Raw genomic sequence first — 17,325 nt, 5'->3', positions numbered from 1 at the left:
AGGCGGCGGGTAGGCCCCCATCGCTACTTGCAGCCGACACGGTGCTGGAGGCAGAATAATGAGTAATAGAGAATCGATTCCATTCTTTCGAAGCATTGGGGGCAAGATATCCCTCATGTTTGCCCTTCTGATGATTGCCGGTATCGCAGCGGTGACGCTGATTTCCGTCATTCAATCGGGCAATGCTCTAATGAACGACAGTTTCAATCAGCTAACCGCCATCAGAGAGATCAAAAAAGGACAAATTGAGAGTTATTTTGATGAACGTTTCGGAGACATGAATGTGCTGGCCAAAGTGCTTGAAGCATTTGAGCAGCGGGGGTTCAGGGAGCTTCAAACCCTGCATGATTTTCGGAAACGGCAGGTTGAGTCAGCTCTCCAAAATACCGATCCGTCATTGGTGGCGGAAACCCTGGATACTTCTATCCATCTGCTTACCGGTCGCAGCGAAGGACGGGTCATTTCCTACGGAAATCCATTGAGTACTCCTCCTGCCGCCTATCTTTCCCGGGCTCACAATGGAGAATCCGGCCGGGATGTTTTAACCGATGATAACGGAGAGCTGGAGATGAGAGTCTACTCTCCGCTGAATGTTGATGGTGAGAATCTGGTTCTCTCCACATACAGGTCCCTGGAAGCGGTTGTGGATGTTAATCTGTCAGGCAGCGGAAAAGATTTTTTTGACGAATACATTGATGAGTACGGCTACTACGATCTATTTCTCATTCATCCCGACGGGAAGATATTTTACAGTGTGGAGGAAGAACAAGATCTGGATACCAATATTATTTCCGGAGTGTATTCGGACTCCAGTCTGGGTGAAGCGGTAGCGAAGGCGCTGGAAACCCGGGCGTTTGCCTTCGGCGACTTTAAACCCTACGGGCCTTCCGGCGGTGAGCCGGCTGGATTTATAGCGGAGCCGGTGTTTTCCGGTTCCGAGATACATTTGGTTCTTGCACTGCAGTTGTCTCTGGATCGGATCAACGCCATTATGCAGGAGCGCAACGGTATGGGCGAAACCGGAGAAAGTTATCTGGTAGGTCCTGAAAAGCTCATGCGCTCCGATTCCTACCTGGATCAGGTAAACCGTAGCGTGAGCGCTTCCTTCGACCGGCCCTCACAGGGTTCGGTGGATACTGTCGCTTCCCGCAGCGCCCTGGCCGGAGAAAGCGGCGCAGAGGTGATTATCGACTATAACGGGAATCCCGTGTTGTCCGCCTACACGGCGGTGGACGTGTATGGCACGACCTGGGCGCTGATGTCGGAGATCGACGAGGCGGAGGTTCGCCGTCCCATAACGGTTCTTACCAGGCTTATCCTGATTTCTGCGGCAATCATGATAGCTCTTGCAATCGTTGCAGCGGTTCTGTTTGCCCGAAGCATTTCCCGGCCCATTCTGCAACTGGTTGCCGGTGCAGGGAATTTGGCCATCGGAGATATCAGCCTCAGCGATCTGGACCACAAGGATTTTGAAAAGATTCAGCGGCGCAGTGATGAGCTTGGAATCATCGGACGTTCATTTTCCGATCTTGCAGAGTATCAGCAAGAAAAAACCACAATTGCCGGGGAGATCGCGGCTAATAATCTTCAGGTGGAGGCGAAAATATCATCTTCAAAGGACACCCTGGGTCAGGCATTTTCAACCATGGTTAATTCCTTGAATGAAGTATTGTCTCAGGTGAACGAGACGGTGGAGCAGGTGAACGTCGGAGCCGATCAGGTAAGCCAGGCCAGCCAGGAGCTGAGCCAGGGAGCTACGGAACAGGCAAGCAGTCTGGAGGAAATATCCAGCTCGGTGACCGAAATCAGCGGACAATCCAAACAGAATGCCGAAAGCTCCGGGGAAGCCCTTTCCCTGGCACGTGAAGCCAGCGAGAACGCCGATAAAGGCCGGGAACAGATGGAACAGCTCAACACGGTCATGGAGCGGATCAACGCATCTTCAGACGAGATCAACAAGGTTGTGAAAGTCATAGATGATATTGCATTCCAGATTAATCTTCTCGCGTTGAACGCTAACGTGGAAGCAGCCCGGGCGGGAAAATACGGCCGGGGCTTTGCCGTGGTAGCCGATGAGGTTCGCAATCTGGCGAGCCGCAGTGCCGATGCGGTACAGGAAACAACCCAAATGGTGGGTGATACCGTATCGAATATTAAGGCGGGAACCGGTGCCGCCGAATCCACCGCAGCCCAATTGAACTCCATTGTTGAGAGTACCGGCAAGGTAGCCGGCCTGCTGAATGAAATTACCGCGGCCAGCCAGGAGCAATCTCTGGCTATCGAACAGATCAATGAAGGTCTGTCCCAAATCGATGAAGCCACCCAGTCCAATACCGCATCGGCAGAACAGAGCGCCGCCGCATCCGAAGAACTTGCAGGACAATCTCAGGAACTTCGGGGACTGGTTGCCCGATTTAAACTGGCCAAACACCGGGTGCAGCAGGCCATGCTTCCTGCTCCGGAGGAAAGCGAGGACCGCTGACCGGATTCGGATCGGTAGTTCTTGCGGGTCGGATAATCGGTATGAGGAGCGTCAGGCCGGCCCAATTCACAAGCTGCTCGTCCGGACGGCCTACTCGGCGGGGTGTTCGCCTTCGGCCTCGCCTCCAGATGTTCCCTTTAGCTCGCCCCGGTCCCGGGCCGTGAAGCAAAGCCGGATAAGGGCCGAGTAGCCGAACATGTAGACGGCATAGACGATCAACCCCACAACCGCAGTGACAGCATACCAACCGGAGCTAACCATGGCTCCGCTGTATGCTCCGGCTTGCGCTGCTGCAGCCGCATCGTAGAATGCCAAAGAACTCCCGGTTTGGGGGATCAAGTAGAGAAAACTGGTCAGCACCATCAAGAACATGGGAAGAAGGAAACTCAGAAGAATGAGACGGTTGTTCTTGAACAATTCAACGCTCTTTCTGGTTGAGGACCAGTAACGGTATTCCGTGGTAATGGTAATATAGATGGACGGCATGAGCCTGGCAATTCCCCATAAAACGGGAATGTACATGAGGAGCATTGGGGCAATCAGAGCATTCGGGTTATACTCATTGCCTCGCATGCTAATAAATATTACCGGCAGCATCAGTGCAATTCCCAGTAAAAACCAGGGCAGAATGCGCACCAGTACCGAAAGGGATGTAATAATCAGGTTCGGAATTTCCTTCACTGTGCGCAAAGCCCGCTCTCCTGAGATCAGTTCATTGGAATCGGAAGCAAGATACATGAACACATACAGGGATATCAGCCCAAAAAACATCGATACCAGCAAATGAGGCAGGAAAAACTCAAGCCAAAACCTGCTCATATCGTTGGCTGTCACCAGATCGGCCGTTGCCGGCATCATGATCTGAGTAAACAAAAGTCCGTATCCCACAGAAAGCACAGCCAGCAATGCAACCGCAGGCCATTTGTCCCGAAAAATTTTCCGTGCTTCAGTGAATAATTCTGAAAAGTTTGTAGTCATGAAAACCTCTTATTCTGTTGATATCTGTATCATAACAGTGCTTTAACAGGTCTGCAACAAGGATAAAAGCATCCCGGAACATCCTGCATCTAAAGCTAGGGCCGGAGTACATGAAGAAGATATGGCAGAGAACTTTGCCTGCACGGCTGAGTCTCCGTTGGGCAAAAGTGAGGAATGGCAAATGGAAGCAAAACAATACTTGGAGACAGAGTGACTCGCAATAGATATTTATTTCATCATAATCTCATATAATCTGAATCGTTTTTTTAACGAAACATCTTACGCTCTCTGCAATACAATTCAACAAGGAGAGTGGTATGGATGTACTTGGAAATGTCAGGAAGCTGGCAATAGGATTCCTGTTTGTGATGGTAATGACAGGTTCACTTTTTGCCGCCGGTGCCAATGAAAGTGGCAGCGGGGAAGAGGCGGAGGCGGAAAAATATGGTGATCTTCGTCCCGGTCTGGTGGATAAGGACGGAGATCTTGTGGCCGATGCTCCTGAAAACGAAGCGGACTGGGTTGATCCCGAGGTGCTTGTTTTCGCATATACCCCGGTGGAGGATCCTGAAGTCTACCGTGATGTCTGGGCGGAATTTCTTGCCCACCTTTCAGATGTTACCGGCAAGGAAGTACAGTTTTTCCCGGTACAGTCCAATGCCGCTCAGCTGGAAGCCATGCGTGCCGGACGTTTGCATGTAGCGGGTTTTAACACCGGAAGCAATCCCCTGGCGGTAAATGCAGCAGGTTTTGTCCCCTTTGCCATGATGGCGGGTGAAGAGGGCGAATTCGGATATGAGATGGAGATTATCACCCATGTGGATTCGGATATTACCCAGGTTGAAGATCTGGCCGGCAGAACCCTGGCTTTTACGTCACCCACTTCCAATTCAGGTTTCAAGGCTCCCAGTGCCCTTCTGAAAGGTGAGTTCGATATGATCGCCGATGAAGACTTTAATACAACCTTCTCCGGTGCCCATGATGCATCCATTCTCGGAGTTGCGAACAAGGACTATGAAGTAGCTTCCATCGCCAACTCTGTTCTTGCCCGGATGATTGAGCGGGGACTGGTGGATGAATCTGAAATCCGTACGGTATATACATCCCAGACTTTTCCCACAACCGGCTACGGTTATGTGTATAATCTTAAGCCCGAACTTGCCCAGAACATTCGGGATGCGTTTTTCTCATTTGACTGGGAAGGCACCCAGCTGCTGGAAGAGTTCGGCCAGAACGGTGAGTCCCAGTTCATTCCCATTACCTACAAAGAACACTGGGCTGTAATCCGGACCATCGATGAGGCTAACGGTGTTTCATACGATGTGAACTAAACTCATTGCTTCACTTCGTGCAATTCCGGGGGCTGTCTGTGCGTATGCATCAGACAGCCCCTGTTGTTGATTTCACCAATCTGCGATTCCGATAAGTCAGATGGAAATATCAAAATACATATGAGGATTTCAGCGTGATACGCATAGCCAATCTTGTAAAAGTATACGAAACCGGTGACAAGGCCCTTCAGGGAGTGAGCCTGACGGTGCCCAGGGGACAGGTGGTTGCCCTCATCGGACCTTCCGGGGCGGGGAAAAGCACTCTGCTGCGCTGCATTAACCGACTTGTAACCCCAAGCTCCGGTTCCATTACCCTTGATTCTTTGGAGCTGACTACTCTTCATAAGCGGCAGCTCAGACATGCCCGTACGAAAATGGGGATGATTTTTCAGGAATACGCCCTGGTAGAGCATATTACCGTGCTTGAAAATGTACTCTCCGGCAGATTAGGCAACATGCGGATGGTTCCCAGTCTATTGCGCCGTTACCCGGGCGAGTTGGTTGAAAAGGCATTGAGTCTGCTCCGGGAAGTTGGGCTTGAGGACCAGTTTGAAAAACGCGCAGATGCCCTCTCGGGAGGGCAGAGGCAGCGGGTTGGAATTGCCCGGGCACTCATGCAGGAACCCAGCCTTCTGCTGGTAGACGAGCCAACTGCAAGTCTGGATCCCAAAACCGCCCGGATTATCATGCGTCTGATAATTAATGCATGCCGGGAAAGAAATCTTCCTGCCATTATCAACCTCCACGATGTCCAACTTGCCAGACATTTTTCTGACAGAATTCTCGGACTGGAGAAGGGACGGATAGTTTTTGATGGAAAACCCGGGGAACTGAACGATGCAATTCTCACCAGGATTTACGGTGAAGAGGACTGGAAGTCAACTCTCACCGGTGCCGATGGGAATTCTGAAGGAAATATTGCCCCGACTGAAATGGCCCGGAATGCTGATCCTGAAAATTCCCATCTGCGACCCAATGAGCCAAAAACACAGAAGCATGAACCTCGACTGGAGGAGCGGATCGATGTCTAACAGGAATACATGGAGCCCTCCAGGTTACGTAGCGAAACCCTGGCAGAAAATTCTTATGTGGCTTCTGCTGATTCTGTTTGTTGTTTCCGGCTTACAATCCATTGAACTGCGCTGGGACCGACTGGTTGTGGGTGCGGAGCGATTTCAGCGTTTTGTTTCAGGATTTCTGCATCCTGACTTTACATCCCGGGGTGAGGTGATTCTGGATGGGATTATCGAGAGTCTCACCATGACCGTTGTGGCAACCGCATTAGGTGTTGTTCTGTCAATTCCCATTGCCCTGGGCGGGGCCTCTAACATTGCATCAACGCCCATCTATGTAGTTTGCCGGGCAATTATCACCCTTTCGCGGACCTTCCAGGAAGTGATTATTGCAATTCTATTTGTTGCCATGGTGGGCTTCGGCCCCTTCGCCGGCGTGCTGACCCTTGCATTTGCCAGCGTTGGTTTTCTGGCGAAGTTGCTGGCAGAAGATATTGAAGAGATTCAGGAGATACAGCTTGAGGCTCTTCGTTCAACCGGCGCCGGCTGGCCACAGGTAATCTCCTACGCGGTGATTCCGCAGATTAAACCCAGATTACTGGGGTTGTCCCTCTACCGTCTGGATATCAACTTCCGGGAGTCCTCGGTCATTGGAATTGTGGGTGCCGGGGGAATCGGCGCGGCCCTGAGCACTTCGTTTTCCCGCTATGAATACGGCACCAGTGCCGCCATCCTGTTGCTGATCATTGCAATCGTGCTTCTCACCGAATATGTTTCCGGACATATTCGCAGACGAATCAATTAAAGGATTATCTGTTATGCCTCTGGTGAATAAAGACACATATCGGATTTGGAAACGTCACAGCAGACAGGAGTCCCTGATTCACTGGTTCATTACCACCGGGGTTCTGCTATTGTTTTTTATCAGCTTTCGGGTGATTTCTGCCAATACGCTCTGGGTATTCGTTCTGGATGCACCCAAACAAGGTTGGGATATACTCACCCGGATGATTCCCCCCGAGCTTTCCTATGCTGGAAAGCTTTGGCAGCCTCTTTGGGATACCATTGTGATTGCCAGTTTCGGGACTCTGGGGGCGATCATCATCGCCTTTCCTGTTGCCTTCTTTGCTGCGAAAAACACCAGCCCTGCCGGGGGAATATTTCGCCCCGTTGCTCTTCTTCTGATTGTTACTTCCCGTTCGATTAACAGTTTGGCCTGGGCAATTATGCTTGTTACCATTCTCGGTCCCGGGATTCTTGCGGGTATCCTTGCCATCACTCTACGCTCCATCGGCTTCGTAAGCAAATTGTTGTACGAGGCAATAGAAGAAATTGATTACCGCCAGGTTGAGGCTGTGCGATCAACCGGAGCGTATCCTCTACAGGTTCTGCGAATTGGCGTACTGCCCCAGATTATGCCCGCCTTTACCAGCATCTCCATGTACAGATGGGATATTAACATCAGGGAATCCACCGTTCTGGGACTGGTCGGCGCCGGTGGAATCGGGCTCCAGCTTCAAGCTTCCATTAACGTTCTCGCCTGGCGCAGAGTGGCGGTGATTCTGCTGCTGATCCTGGGCACAGTGGTGATCAGCGAACTGATAACCGCCCGGGTGAGGAAAAATCTGCTCTGAGTGCATCTTCCAATTTGACTTCCTCTTCTGACTGAGTACCTTTGGAGAAGCAGGTTGGAGAACCAGGTTGGAGAAGCAGGTTGGAGAAGCAGGTTGGAGAAGCGACCATGAAAAATATCCGGCAAAAAAGATCTAAAGCAATGCGGAGGCAATATGAAACTTCAGGGAAAAACCATTGGAATGCTTGTGGGACCGGGATTTGAAGAACTGGAATTCTGGGCGGTTTACATGCGCATGAAAGAAGAGGGTGCGGATATTCGTGTTATGGGGCTGAACAAAAACGAAAGCTATGTGGGCAAACACGGGGGCATGACGGCAACCTCCCAGTATGGTCCCGGTGAACTGGGGGTAGACGATCTTGATGCCCTGTTGGTTCCCGGAGGCTGGGCGCCGGATAAATTGCGGCGTGTGAAAGAGTATACATCGCTCATTCGGGATCTGGACGCAAAAGGGAAAGTCCTGGGCTTTATTTGTCATGCGGGCTGGTGCGCCGCCAGTGCGGGCATCATAAAGGGCCGCAAAGCCGCCGGTTCAGAAGGCATTAAAGACGATCTGGTGAACGCCGGGGCAATCTGGGAAGACGTTCCCGCCCTTATCGACAAAAATATCGTGTGGGGCAGGGTGGTGGAAGATATCCCTGAGTACAACCGGCTGCTGGTGGAAACGTTGGGCGGCTGAATATGGTTGGGCGGATGAATTAATATGCCGCCGTTTTCAGCCAAGCTCCACTCATACTACACCTCCGTCCCCGCTGTTATTTTCTCCCTCGAGGGATACACTATTTTTATACGGAGGAATGGATTATGAAAAGGAAGATTCTGGTTTTGTTGGCTGGTATGCTGCTGTGTGCATCCGGATTGACGGCCCAGGACAATGCTCTTGTCCGGGGACATTACATGCCCGGCAATTTTCAACTTACAGCGGATGTGGGCGCCCGATTGAACTCCTATGACGGCCTTGGCGTGGCCCTGTATCCGGAAGCGGAACTCTTACTGACCAAGCTTCGCCCCGGCGGGGTGTTTTCTATTGATATTAGTGGCTTGGGCTTCGCCCGTGTTGGGTTGAATATGGGAGGACTGAATCCTGGAATGGAGCTTGGCGCCGGAGGAATGGCCGGGTTTCACTTCGGATTGAACGGGCTATCAGTACCCGGAATGGAGTCCTTTTCTCCACTGGATATTGTCGCTGCCTTCGGGTTGGGTTTTGATATCAGCAACGCCCGTTTGGCATTTGCAGCCCAGTCCGGTCTGCAGTATTTCATAACTCCACATATTGCTCTGCGTCTTATGTATCGGCATTTCGGTACAAACAGTGATGCAACCATCGGCATAGCGTTCAAAACCGGGAAAGGGGAGCAGGGCGACACTCTGGATCTTGGAGCTGAACTCGGTGAAATTAAAGAAGGCATTCGCATCCTTGAGGGTAACGCCGCATTTATGCAGTTTCAAGCGTTCTACATGATGGCAATCGGGTATTATCCCTATGCCTGGAACGATCTCCAAGAAAATGAATCAACCCGCTGGAAGCTTGAAACAACTGACGGTGATGTCATGACAGTTTCACGCGGTCTTCTCGCCAGTACTCCCGACGGCAGCTGGCAGCAACTGATCTGGGAATCTCAAGGAGATCGGGTCTTGTATGAGTTTTATGTGGACCGCCGGGGTCAGGTGACAGAACTGCGCTACCGTTATCCGGAGAGCGAGCAGATGATCTACTTCCCCGGGAGGAATGAAACCTACCTGAGCTTTCAGGATGAGGAACTACGATTTGAAGATTCCGGCTACGAGTTTGTGGGTAATGAAACGGTGCAGGTGGAAGCAGGCCGATTTGAAGCTGATCATTACCGCCACATAGAAGAGGATGGAGAGAATAATTTCTGGATCAATGAAGAGATTCCCGGCGGAATGGTGAAATACAGTTTCAGTGACGGGGACGCGACTCTTGTTGGTGAGCTTCAAGCTCTCGGTTTTTCGTTGAATCCTGAACTTGGCGAATATTAATGTGAAAGCCGGAAAATTCCCTTGGTACCTCTGGACGGCAGCGCTTGGGGTGCTGCTGTCCAGTACGTCCCGCAAAAAGAATGAACCATTCACCTAACGATTGCAGATTGCGAAAGCGAGTAGGTAAGCAAGTTGTCTGAAGACCCTTTCATCGATAGTTTCGAGGAGTGTCCATACCTTCAATGCATTCGTAATTACCAATGGACTGGATCCTGAATCCAGCCGACATTATTCACCGCTGATCAATTCTTTGAGAATTGGATTAGGAAACCTTCTGCGGGGTACAATGGCATAGAAGGTTTCCCTTATATCCGGTAGGCGGTGGATTTCTTTAAGGCTTCCGGATTCCAGTTCGTCCTTTACCACGATAGGCGGCACAACCGCCAATGCGGTTTTCTCCCGAGACAAAAGCCGGAGCATGGTCATGTCATTAACCTCAGCTGCAATGCTTGGGTGTATGTCCCAGCGATCCATGAGTGCATTGATGCTCAGCCTGATGTTGCTTTCCATGCTGGGAAGCAGCAGAGGCTCTTCTGCCAGAAGTTCTTTCAAGCTTCGTGACTGATAGTTTTTCTCCGGATCTCCCACCAGGCTAACAGGTTGGTGGGAGATTAAATGGGATACCCAGGGTGCGGACGAATCACTGATTGGTGCATGGTTCGCAAGGGCGATATCCATGCTGTGATTTTCCAGACTCTTCAAGAGATGACTGAGAGAACCGGATGAAACCCGCAGTTCAATTTCCGGCCTACCCATCAGTGGGCGGAGAAATCCGATCTGAAAATTTCGTGAGAGGGTTGTGATAGCTCCCACACGAAAGACACTCCGTTCCACTGCATGGTTATGAGTAAGCTGATACAGTAATTCCTCCCCGGTTTTGAAGATGCTGTCCGCATAATCTAAAACCAGGCGTCCGGCTTCAGAGATGTCGAGCCGTCTCCCGTTTCGGTAAAAGAGATCATGCCCTAACTGTACTTCAAGGGTTTTGATTTGAACGGATAGGGCCGACTGACTGATGTTCAGCTTTTCTGCAGCACGGTTGAGTTTGCCCTCATGTGCAACATACCAAAAATATCTCAGGTGGTTGTAGTTTATCGACATACTTATATTCTATTTTATAGAACTACAAGAAGCAAATATTATAATTTTTATTAGGAAAAGAATTCTTTATCATTCCATTTGAATATGGCAACGATCCCCATGTGGATACATCTAAATATCCGATGCGGGACACCAAAGGAGGTAGTAATGGAATGGTTATTGGGATTCGGTTCCCGCTTTGTCACCCAGCTTCAGTCGCCTACACTGGCGTTTCTCATAGGAGGCGCGCTAATCGTCGCAATGGGCAGCAGGCTGAGCATCCCCAATTCTATATATCAGTTTATAATTTTTCTGCTGCTCATACGGATAGGGATGAAGGGGGGAATTGAAATTAGATCGGCAGAGATACAAGAGATGATCTTTCCCGCAATAATTTCAGTTTTCACCGGTATTACGATTGTCTTAATGGGAACAGCTGTATTTTCATTGCTTCCCCAGGTCCGCTGGAGCGATGCTACGGCTACAGCTGGACTATTCGGTGCAGTAAGTTCATCCACATTGGCCGCCGCAATGGTTTCGCTGGAAGAGCAGTCTGTGTTTTTTGAGGCATGGGTTCCTGCACTTTACCCCTTCATGGATATTCCCGCACTAATTCTCGCAATTGTGCTATCCAAGATGGGAAACAGGAAATCTGGCCGGGAATCGGAAACCTCACACAGCATTCTGGAGATTATTAAAGAAAGCCTTCAGGGCTCAGCATTATCTGCGCTTATTCTGGGGCTGGTACTGGGGATATTTGCCCGTCCCGAATCGGTGCTGGAGGGCTTTTATGATCCCATATTCCGGGGATTGCTTTCCGTGCTCATGTTTATACTCGGCATGGAAGCCTTCTCACGCTTGACCGAACTGAAACAGATAGCCCATTGGTTTGCCATATACGCCTTTGCAGCACCGCTGATTCACGGATTGATCGGTTTTGGGCTGGGGTATGTTGCTCATATTCTGGTTGGATTCAGCCCCGGAGGAGTGGTGCTACTCTCGGTGATTGCTGCTTCCAATTCGGATATTTCCGGGCCTCCCACGCTCCGGGCAGGAATACCCGCTGCAAATCCATCAACCTATATCGGGGCATCCACCAGCATTGGAACACCGGTCGCAATCGGAATTTGCATCCCTCTGTTCGTTTCGCTGGCGGAGATGGTGTTTGGGGTATAAAGATAGATAATAGGAGGTAGAAGATGTTTTACGATGCAATCAAGCTGATAATAATTACAGAAAAACTGATATCCCGAAAGGTGTGTGAGATCATCGAACAGGCCGGGGCCAAAGGCTACACCATGGTTCCCGCAGGCGGCCGGGGTTTACATCATTTCCATTCAACAGACGCCCGTGCCAGTATTGTGGACGATTTCAGCGAACTGAAAATTGAAGTGATTGTATCCCAGAAGGAACGTGCGGAATCGATTGCCGAGACAATTATGGACAAACTGTTCCGGGATTATCCGGGGATAATATACCTTGAAGATGTGAAAGTTATTCGCAAAGACCGTTTTTAGCACCGATTCCATATGTCTGCAGCCATCCGGCTTCAGCGGCCTTTCCCCCGCTCAGTCATCGGAGAGATCCCAGCCGGGGAGGGCTTGCTGGAGAGCTTGACTGTCATGTAGCTGTAATAGAGGTGAACTGTCCGGAGCTTGAAAGGTTTGGGGAGACCATGGTGTAACGTTTACTCCCGGCAGCGCTTGCTTGAGCAGTTCCGGGTTGAGCGTCGGGGATTTTTCCCATTCTTCCAAAATCTCGGTCAGGGTTTTCAGCTCTTCACTCCCCACATAATTTGGTGCCCGTGGAATATCGGAAAACCGTGACCCCAGGTCATAGCGGTCCATGATATTTCCCTGGAATACGTAGTATTTTTCCAGGTTGGAGTTCAGGGTATTGATCTGTTCTGCAGATAATTCCCCCCGTTGGGAGAGCTGGTCATTCAGCTCGCGCATCGCTTCAAGGGTTTGCTCTGTATTGGAAGCAAGGACCCTGGTGGAATTATCCAGCTCTTTCAGAAGTGAAACGATGGTCTGTTCCGCATGCTGTCCAGGATTCATTTCCGCCCACAGTCTGAGCAGCTCCTTTTTGGTTTCCATGCTTCGCTCGCTATTGATCAGATCGTACAGTTCGACAAACTCTTTCATTTTCTGAGTAGTGTTCAACTGATGTGCAATGAAAAGGGGAACCGCAGCAGCCACCAGGGTAATGATGATCTTCAGCAATGCATCCAGAAAATACCGTGTACGGCCGGATAATTCGGACATTGAAATACCTCCCTTGAAACGAACCGGGTGAATAAGACGTACATTTGTCATTTTCAATAGATGTCAGGCAGGTTGCATTATGGGTATCAATATTTCCATGATATAAAATGGGAAGAAGGCCATCAATACCTGCCATCTCCATTGGGATAGAAACCAGAATCTTCTTAACCTTGTCTGGCTGAAAAACTGGGGCGATCAACGTAGACTCATAATTCCTCTATGCCATTAATACAGATGTCGGCATATTGGAGAATTGCATCTTGTTCATCCCGTTCAAAGCGGTCCCAGACCCGGTAGGGCATGGCAAGCCGGTGATTAGTCTTTAATATATTGCGGTTCCGGTGGAGAAAATGCCAGTACAGTGCATTGAACGGGCATGCATTCTCGCCATGGCGGAGTTTCTTATTGTAGGCACATCCCTTGCAATAATCAGACATTTTATTGATATAACTGGCACTGGCAGCATATGGTTTGGTGGCAACCATGCCGCCGTCGGCATATTGACTCATCCCGCGGGTGTTGGTGATTTCCACCCACTCAAAGGCATCTATATAAATTCCCAGGTACCATCGGTCCACCTCATCCGGATCAATTCCCGCAAGCATGGCAAAATTTCCGGTGATCATGAGTCTCTGGATATGATGAGCATATGCATTCTCCAGACTCTGACTCACGGCTCCCACCAGACAATTCATCCGGGTTTTCCCCGTCCAATACCATGAGGGAAGAGAACGATGGGCGTCGAAATAGTTAAGCCGGGCATATTCAGGCATGCTTACCCGGTAGACGTGGCGCATATATTCTCTCCATCCCAGAATTTGCCTGATAAACCCTTCCAGACTGGCGAGAATCCGCTTGTCCCGGCCGGCCGCATCCTGCCATTTAGCCAAAGCAGATTCAATTACTTCTTTGGGTGATATTAATTTGATGTTAAGGGCAAAGCTGATGAGCGAGTGATACAGATACGGTTCGCCGTCAACCATGGCATCCTGGTATGTGCCGAAATTCACCAGTCGTTTGCTGAGAAACTTATTCAAGCCTGCCAGTGCCTGTTCACGGTTTTCCGGCCAGGGAAAATCTTTCGCATGGGGGGTGCCGAAACTCTCCACACCCGCATCCCGGATGTCATTCCATAAATTCTTTTCGCTGCGAATGGGGTAGGGCCATGGCGGTATAGATGGCCGGTCTTTTATTGGTGAACGGTTTTCGCTGTCATAGTTCCACTTGCCTCCCATGGGTGCATTGTCGGTCATAAGGTATCCGGTCTGTTTCCGCATATGACGGTAAAATCGTTCCATGGTTGGTATCTTGCTGTCCTTCATTAACGGATCAAATTCTTCCGGAGAGCTGATGAAATGTTCTGTAGAAACCTTCCGGGTCAGCATACCGGATTCTTGGGCCAAGGAAGCCGCGAACTTTTCCAGTTCATGTTCCAAGCGGTACTCATCCGGTTGTTGCCAGGAAAAACTCAGCGGCCTATACAGTTGGATTAGATCGCTGATGTTGTGGGAGAAGTTGTGCCGGTTATTCGAATCACCCAGACGGACATAGTGCACTCTGTGCCCCAGTTGTTCCAGGCGGGAGGCAAATGCCCGCATAGCCGAAATTACACCGATCAGCTTCTGTGCATGATGAAGAGTGTAATCGGTCTCCGATCTCTGCTCCGCCATTATATACAGTACGCTGTCATCCACCCGGGAAAACCAGGAGTGTAAAATATTCAGCTGATCCCCCAGAACAAGCCGAATATGATCAACCGTTTTTTTATTACTCATTGCTTAGCTAAGGTGAACTGGCTGAAGTGGTTTTTCAGCTGCAACGCATCCTGATGGAGCTTATTGCTGTTTTGACCGATGGAGCTGGCCATTTCCAATAATTCCTTCACATGCTTCAGGATTTGCTGTGTTTCACCCCGTACGGAATCTGCTGTGGTGCTGGTCTGATGAGAAGCTTCGTCCACAGCCTGAATGCTTTTATCTAATTCCATGCTTCCCTCGGCCACCGTTCGGTTGTGATCTTTCAGCTGCTGCATACGTTCAACGATGAGACGGGAACTCTCTTCCATTTCAAGGGAGGCAGATGCAATTTCCTCCAGACCGGCGGTGACATCGTCACCGACCCTTTTGACTTGAGCAAATGAGCTATCAACCGATTCGAGACTCTTATTGCTTTCTTCAATGCTGTGGATCACACCCTTTACAAAGTTTGCAGAATTTTTGGAATTTTCAGATGTGGATTCGGCAAGTTTCCGAATTTCCTGGGCCACGACGCTGAATCCTCTGCCGGCATCTCCTGCGTGGGCTGCTTCAATGGCAGCATTCATTGCAAGAAGATTTGTCTGGGCAGCCACGGCGTCTATTACCTTGTTGATGTCTGATAGGCTGTTTAGTTGATTCATTACTTCTTCCATGGCCCGCAGGCTGCTGCCCAGATTGTTCTGACTCTCCCCGGTTACGGATTTTAGTGAAGCTGCTGAATCCTTTCGTGCCTGGGCAATCTCAGAAATGTTTTTCGCGCTGGCCAGCATCTGTTCAGCGGCACTGGATGTTTCTTCCACCGACTCTGTCTGGGTGTCTACGCTTTTGTGCAATCCTTCTGCGATCTCTCTCATGGTTTGGGTTTCTGCGGCTGTGAGATTACTGTTCGCATTCAGGTTTATTATTACGCTGTTTATTTGCTCCATCTCATTGCTAATTTGAGACAGAAGACCCTTTTCCTGTTCCACCAGGCTGTCCAGATCTTCGCTTTGGATGGTGTTTCTGTCGGTGCTTTCAACTCCATCCTGCAGGATTCTGCGGAGCTCATTAATAAAATGGTTTAATCTCACAAAGAGTTGACCCAGCTCATCCCGGCTGGGTACATCCAGCATCTGGGTCAGATCTTTTTTTGAGAGCGCGGTAATGCTCTCCATAGAGTTTTCCAGAGGCTTACTCATAATCCGGGAGAGAAAAAACACGAGAATAAGGGTCAATAACAAAAAAGGCACTGCAACCAGGCTGATCCTGGGAATCGATTCCATAATTGAATAGCCCGCTGAAATGGGCATCAGGGTGACCCCGATTGCACCAATGAGAAATGCACCCACCACCACCGTGACACTTAAGAAGAGTTTGGAGGTGAGACCTCCGCGAACCTTATCTTCGAGCAGCTTTTCTTCGGGGATCAGTTGCTCCATTTCGGAGGATGTGCCCACCACCATGAGTATCCCGAAAAAGAGCCCCACGGCAGCCGAATACATCCCGGTAATCATCTGCGCTTCAGCGTTGGCAGCGAAGCTGCTTTGGCCATGGAAAATCAGAGAAAAAACGAGATTATTGATACCCCCCCACAGTAACAGCCCGTACCTGTAGGTTAATAGCCAGATAAATTTTCCACTGGAGGCCAGCATTCGGATAATCAGGAAAATTCCCAGTCCGGCAATAAGGGCTGAACCAAATAAATAGAACAGCGCTACCCCTGGAATGGCGGTGAAAAACTCTCCGGCTGTGGCCAGGCCGGTCGCAATATCTGAAAATGCCAGAGCAATGGGGATACTGAGTGTGAGTAATGCATAAAAGAGAACTATTTTAAGCTTATTCCGTAAAAGACGTAAACTTGAGAGCATTAGATTATCCTCCCCGTGTGCAGCCGGAAGTACAGACAGCCAGTATTATTATTAACTAACTAAAGTATAGGGCTTTATGGAAGGTAATTCAAATATGTTTTCATTGCTGCAGGGTTTTCAGGAACGCCAATGCCTCCCGGTTAAACGCCCGGGGATTGACCAGAGGTGAGGGATCCATGGAATTGTCCACTGTTCTGAATGTAGAGTTGGGAAGCGCTTCGGCAATTTTTCTGTTGATATCCACAAAGAACGAACCGAACCCATTGCCCACAATTATCAGCGCCGGAACTTCCAGGGCTCCCAGACAATTCAGCGTACGAATGCGGTTAATCCCCTTCCGGGCTCTGATCAGTTGGGTGAAATCGGCTTTAAGACTTTGAGCGTACATGTAATCCCGAGCCCTACTGGCAAACTCACCCTTGTAGGCAGAGGCCATCCCCCTGGCAAACATCTTGCGGCCCAAAATTCGGAACAATCCGAAGCCGATAATCTGGGATGCTCCAAGGATTCGTTCTTTGAGTGACCGTAATTCGCCGAAACTGTCTGAGATAATCATCGCCGATACATGCTGGGGATAATGGCAGCTGAAGTTCATTGAGATTACCCCTCCCATGCTTACCCCACATACAATGACAGAACTGAGCTGCAGCTGTTCAAGAACCTCAAGGATCTGATCGTTCCACTCATTTAGCGCGTCTTTTTGAATGTCACCGCTTTCTCCGTGTCCGTACATATCAATGGCGATGACGAAGAAACCATGTTTTGGGAACTCTTCAATCTGATACTTCCAGGATGATATTTCAGCCCCCAGGCCGTGGATGAGAAGCAGGGGGGTGTCCTGCCTATTGCCGTACACTTCAAAATGAACGGCTCGTTCCTGTTTCGATGTGATTGTCATCCATGATCTCCTGATTGCCGGTGTAGATATATCATTTT

Annotated in this window: 15 protein-coding genes; 9 read left to right on the top strand and 6 right to left on the bottom strand. The window is 49.9% G+C overall.

What is annotated here, in order from left to right:
- Positions 1-58: 58 nt before the first annotated feature.
- Positions 59-2,482: a methyl-accepting chemotaxis protein gene (locus AC52PS_RS13785; RefSeq protein ID WP_495563657.1), complete on the top strand. Its 2,424-nt coding sequence runs from the start codon at positions 59-61 to the stop codon at positions 2,480-2,482.
- Positions 2,483-2,572: 90 nt separating this feature from the next.
- On the opposite strand, the gene AC52PS_RS13780 is transcribed toward AC52PS_RS13785, so the two are convergent.
- Complete coding sequence (locus tag AC52PS_RS13780; protein WP_495563656.1) at positions 2,573-3,460, bottom strand: hypothetical protein; 888 nt, start codon at positions 3,458-3,460, stop codon at positions 2,573-2,575.
- A gap of 317 nt (positions 3,461-3,777) precedes the next feature.
- On the opposite strand from AC52PS_RS13780, the gene phnD reads away from it, so the two are divergent.
- The 6 genes from phnD to AC52PS_RS13750 all read left to right on the top strand — a co-directional run bounded on the left by phnD (position 3,778) and on the right by AC52PS_RS13750 (position 9,438).
- Positions 3,778-4,791, top strand: a complete 1,014-nt coding sequence (gene phnD / locus AC52PS_RS13775) for a phosphate/phosphite/phosphonate ABC transporter substrate-binding protein (protein WP_495563655.1) — start codon at positions 3,778-3,780, stop codon at positions 4,789-4,791.
- A gap of 134 nt (positions 4,792-4,925) precedes the next feature.
- Positions 4,926-5,822, top strand: coding sequence for a phosphonate ABC transporter ATP-binding protein (phnC, locus tag AC52PS_RS13770; RefSeq protein ID WP_495563654.1), 897 nt, complete (start codon positions 4,926-4,928; stop codon positions 5,820-5,822).
- Positions 5,815-6,609, top strand: a complete 795-nt coding sequence (phnE, locus tag AC52PS_RS13765) for a phosphonate ABC transporter, permease protein PhnE (RefSeq protein WP_495563653.1) — start codon at positions 5,815-5,817, stop codon at positions 6,607-6,609. Before phnC ends, phnE (AC52PS_RS13765) begins: the two co-directional genes overlap by 8 nt.
- Positions 6,610-6,631: 22 nt before the next feature.
- Complete coding sequence (phnE, locus tag AC52PS_RS13760) at positions 6,632-7,438, top strand: phosphonate ABC transporter, permease protein PhnE (protein ID WP_495563652.1); 807 nt, start codon at positions 6,632-6,634, stop codon at positions 7,436-7,438.
- Between the two features lie 153 nt (positions 7,439-7,591).
- The gene (locus AC52PS_RS13755; RefSeq protein ID WP_495563651.1) at positions 7,592-8,116 is read left to right on the top strand and encodes a DJ-1/PfpI family protein; all 525 of its coding nucleotides are present in this window, start codon (positions 7,592-7,594) and stop codon (positions 8,114-8,116) included.
- A gap of 125 nt (positions 8,117-8,241) precedes the next feature.
- Positions 8,242-9,438 (top strand): hypothetical protein, encoded by a 1,197-nt coding sequence (locus tag AC52PS_RS13750; protein WP_495563650.1) that lies wholly within the window; start codon positions 8,242-8,244, stop codon positions 9,436-9,438.
- A gap of 228 nt (positions 9,439-9,666) precedes the next feature.
- Here the strand turns inward: AC52PS_RS13750 and AC52PS_RS13745 are convergent, their stop codons facing one another.
- Entirely contained in the window at positions 9,667-10,539 is an 873-nt protein-coding gene (locus AC52PS_RS13745) for a LysR family transcriptional regulator (protein ID WP_495563649.1), read from the bottom strand.
- Positions 10,540-10,686: 147 nt separating this feature from the next.
- Here AC52PS_RS13745 and AC52PS_RS13740 point away from each other — a divergent pair, with 147 nt between their 5' ends.
- Positions 10,687-11,694, top strand: coding sequence for a sodium-dependent bicarbonate transport family permease (locus AC52PS_RS13740; RefSeq protein ID WP_495563648.1), 1,008 nt, complete (start codon positions 10,687-10,689; stop codon positions 11,692-11,694).
- A 23-nt stretch (positions 11,695-11,717) separates the two neighbouring features.
- The gene (locus AC52PS_RS13735) at positions 11,718-12,035 is read left to right on the top strand and encodes a P-II family nitrogen regulator (protein ID WP_495563647.1); all 318 of its coding nucleotides are present in this window, start codon (positions 11,718-11,720) and stop codon (positions 12,033-12,035) included.
- Between the two features lie 51 nt (positions 12,036-12,086).
- On the opposite strand, the gene AC52PS_RS13730 is transcribed toward AC52PS_RS13735, so the two are convergent.
- The 4 genes from AC52PS_RS13730 to AC52PS_RS13715 all read right to left on the bottom strand — a co-directional run bounded on the left by AC52PS_RS13730 (position 12,087) and on the right by AC52PS_RS13715 (position 17,287).
- The gene (locus AC52PS_RS13730) at positions 12,087-12,785 is read right to left on the bottom strand and encodes a hypothetical protein (RefSeq protein WP_495563646.1); all 699 of its coding nucleotides are present in this window, start codon (positions 12,783-12,785) and stop codon (positions 12,087-12,089) included.
- Positions 12,786-12,991: 206 nt separating this feature from the next.
- A complete protein-coding gene (locus tag AC52PS_RS13725) occupies positions 12,992-14,560 on the bottom strand; it encodes a cryptochrome/photolyase family protein (RefSeq protein ID WP_495563645.1) in 1,569 nt (522 codons plus the stop codon).
- Positions 14,557-16,389, bottom strand: coding sequence for a methyl-accepting chemotaxis protein (locus AC52PS_RS13720; protein ID WP_495563644.1), 1,833 nt, complete (start codon positions 16,387-16,389; stop codon positions 14,557-14,559). Before AC52PS_RS13720 ends, AC52PS_RS13725 begins: the two co-directional genes overlap by 4 nt.
- A 100-nt stretch (positions 16,390-16,489) precedes the next feature.
- Complete coding sequence (locus tag AC52PS_RS13715) at positions 16,490-17,287, bottom strand: alpha/beta fold hydrolase (protein ID WP_495563643.1); 798 nt, start codon at positions 17,285-17,287, stop codon at positions 16,490-16,492.
- Between the last annotated feature and the right edge of the window lie 38 nt (positions 17,288-17,325).

This window comes from Salinispira sp. (genome assembly GCF_059431795.1).
The sequence above is the reverse complement of the archived record's forward strand: the minus strand, read 5'-3'. Positions and strand labels throughout refer to the sequence as shown.

What these genes read in the sequence shown, in the direction of transcription:
- AC52PS_RS13785 (WP_495563657.1), top strand. Translation starts at nt 59, where the DNA reads ATGAGTAATAGAGAATCGATTCCATTCTTTCGAAGCATTGGGGGCAAG.
- AC52PS_RS13780 (WP_495563656.1), bottom strand. Translation starts at nt 3,460, where the DNA reads ATGACTACAAACTTTTCAGAATTATTCACTGAAGCACGGAAAATTTTT.
- phnD (WP_495563655.1), top strand. Translation starts at nt 3,778, where the DNA reads ATGGATGTACTTGGAAATGTCAGGAAGCTGGCAATAGGATTCCTGTTT.
- phnE (WP_495563653.1), top strand. Translation starts at nt 5,815, where the DNA reads ATGTCTAACAGGAATACATGGAGCCCTCCAGGTTACGTAGCGAAACCC.
- AC52PS_RS13755 (WP_495563651.1), top strand. Translation starts at nt 7,592, where the DNA reads ATGAAACTTCAGGGAAAAACCATTGGAATGCTTGTGGGACCGGGATTT.
- AC52PS_RS13750 (WP_495563650.1), top strand. Translation starts at nt 8,242, where the DNA reads ATGAAAAGGAAGATTCTGGTTTTGTTGGCTGGTATGCTGCTGTGTGCA.
- AC52PS_RS13745 (WP_495563649.1), bottom strand. Translation starts at nt 10,539, where the DNA reads ATGTCGATAAACTACAACCACCTGAGATATTTTTGGTATGTTGCACAT.
- AC52PS_RS13740 (WP_495563648.1), top strand. Translation starts at nt 10,687, where the DNA reads ATGGAATGGTTATTGGGATTCGGTTCCCGCTTTGTCACCCAGCTTCAG.
- AC52PS_RS13735 (WP_495563647.1), top strand. Translation starts at nt 11,718, where the DNA reads ATGTTTTACGATGCAATCAAGCTGATAATAATTACAGAAAAACTGATA.
- AC52PS_RS13730 (WP_495563646.1), bottom strand. Translation starts at nt 12,785, where the DNA reads ATGTCCGAATTATCCGGCCGTACACGGTATTTTCTGGATGCATTGCTG.
- AC52PS_RS13725 (WP_495563645.1), bottom strand. Translation starts at nt 14,560, where the DNA reads ATGAGTAATAAAAAAACGGTTGATCATATTCGGCTTGTTCTGGGGGAT.
- AC52PS_RS13720 (WP_495563644.1), bottom strand. Translation starts at nt 16,389, where the DNA reads ATGCTCTCAAGTTTACGTCTTTTACGGAATAAGCTTAAAATAGTTCTC.
- AC52PS_RS13715 (WP_495563643.1), bottom strand. Translation starts at nt 17,287, where the DNA reads ATGACAATCACATCGAAACAGGAACGAGCCGTTCATTTTGAAGTGTAC.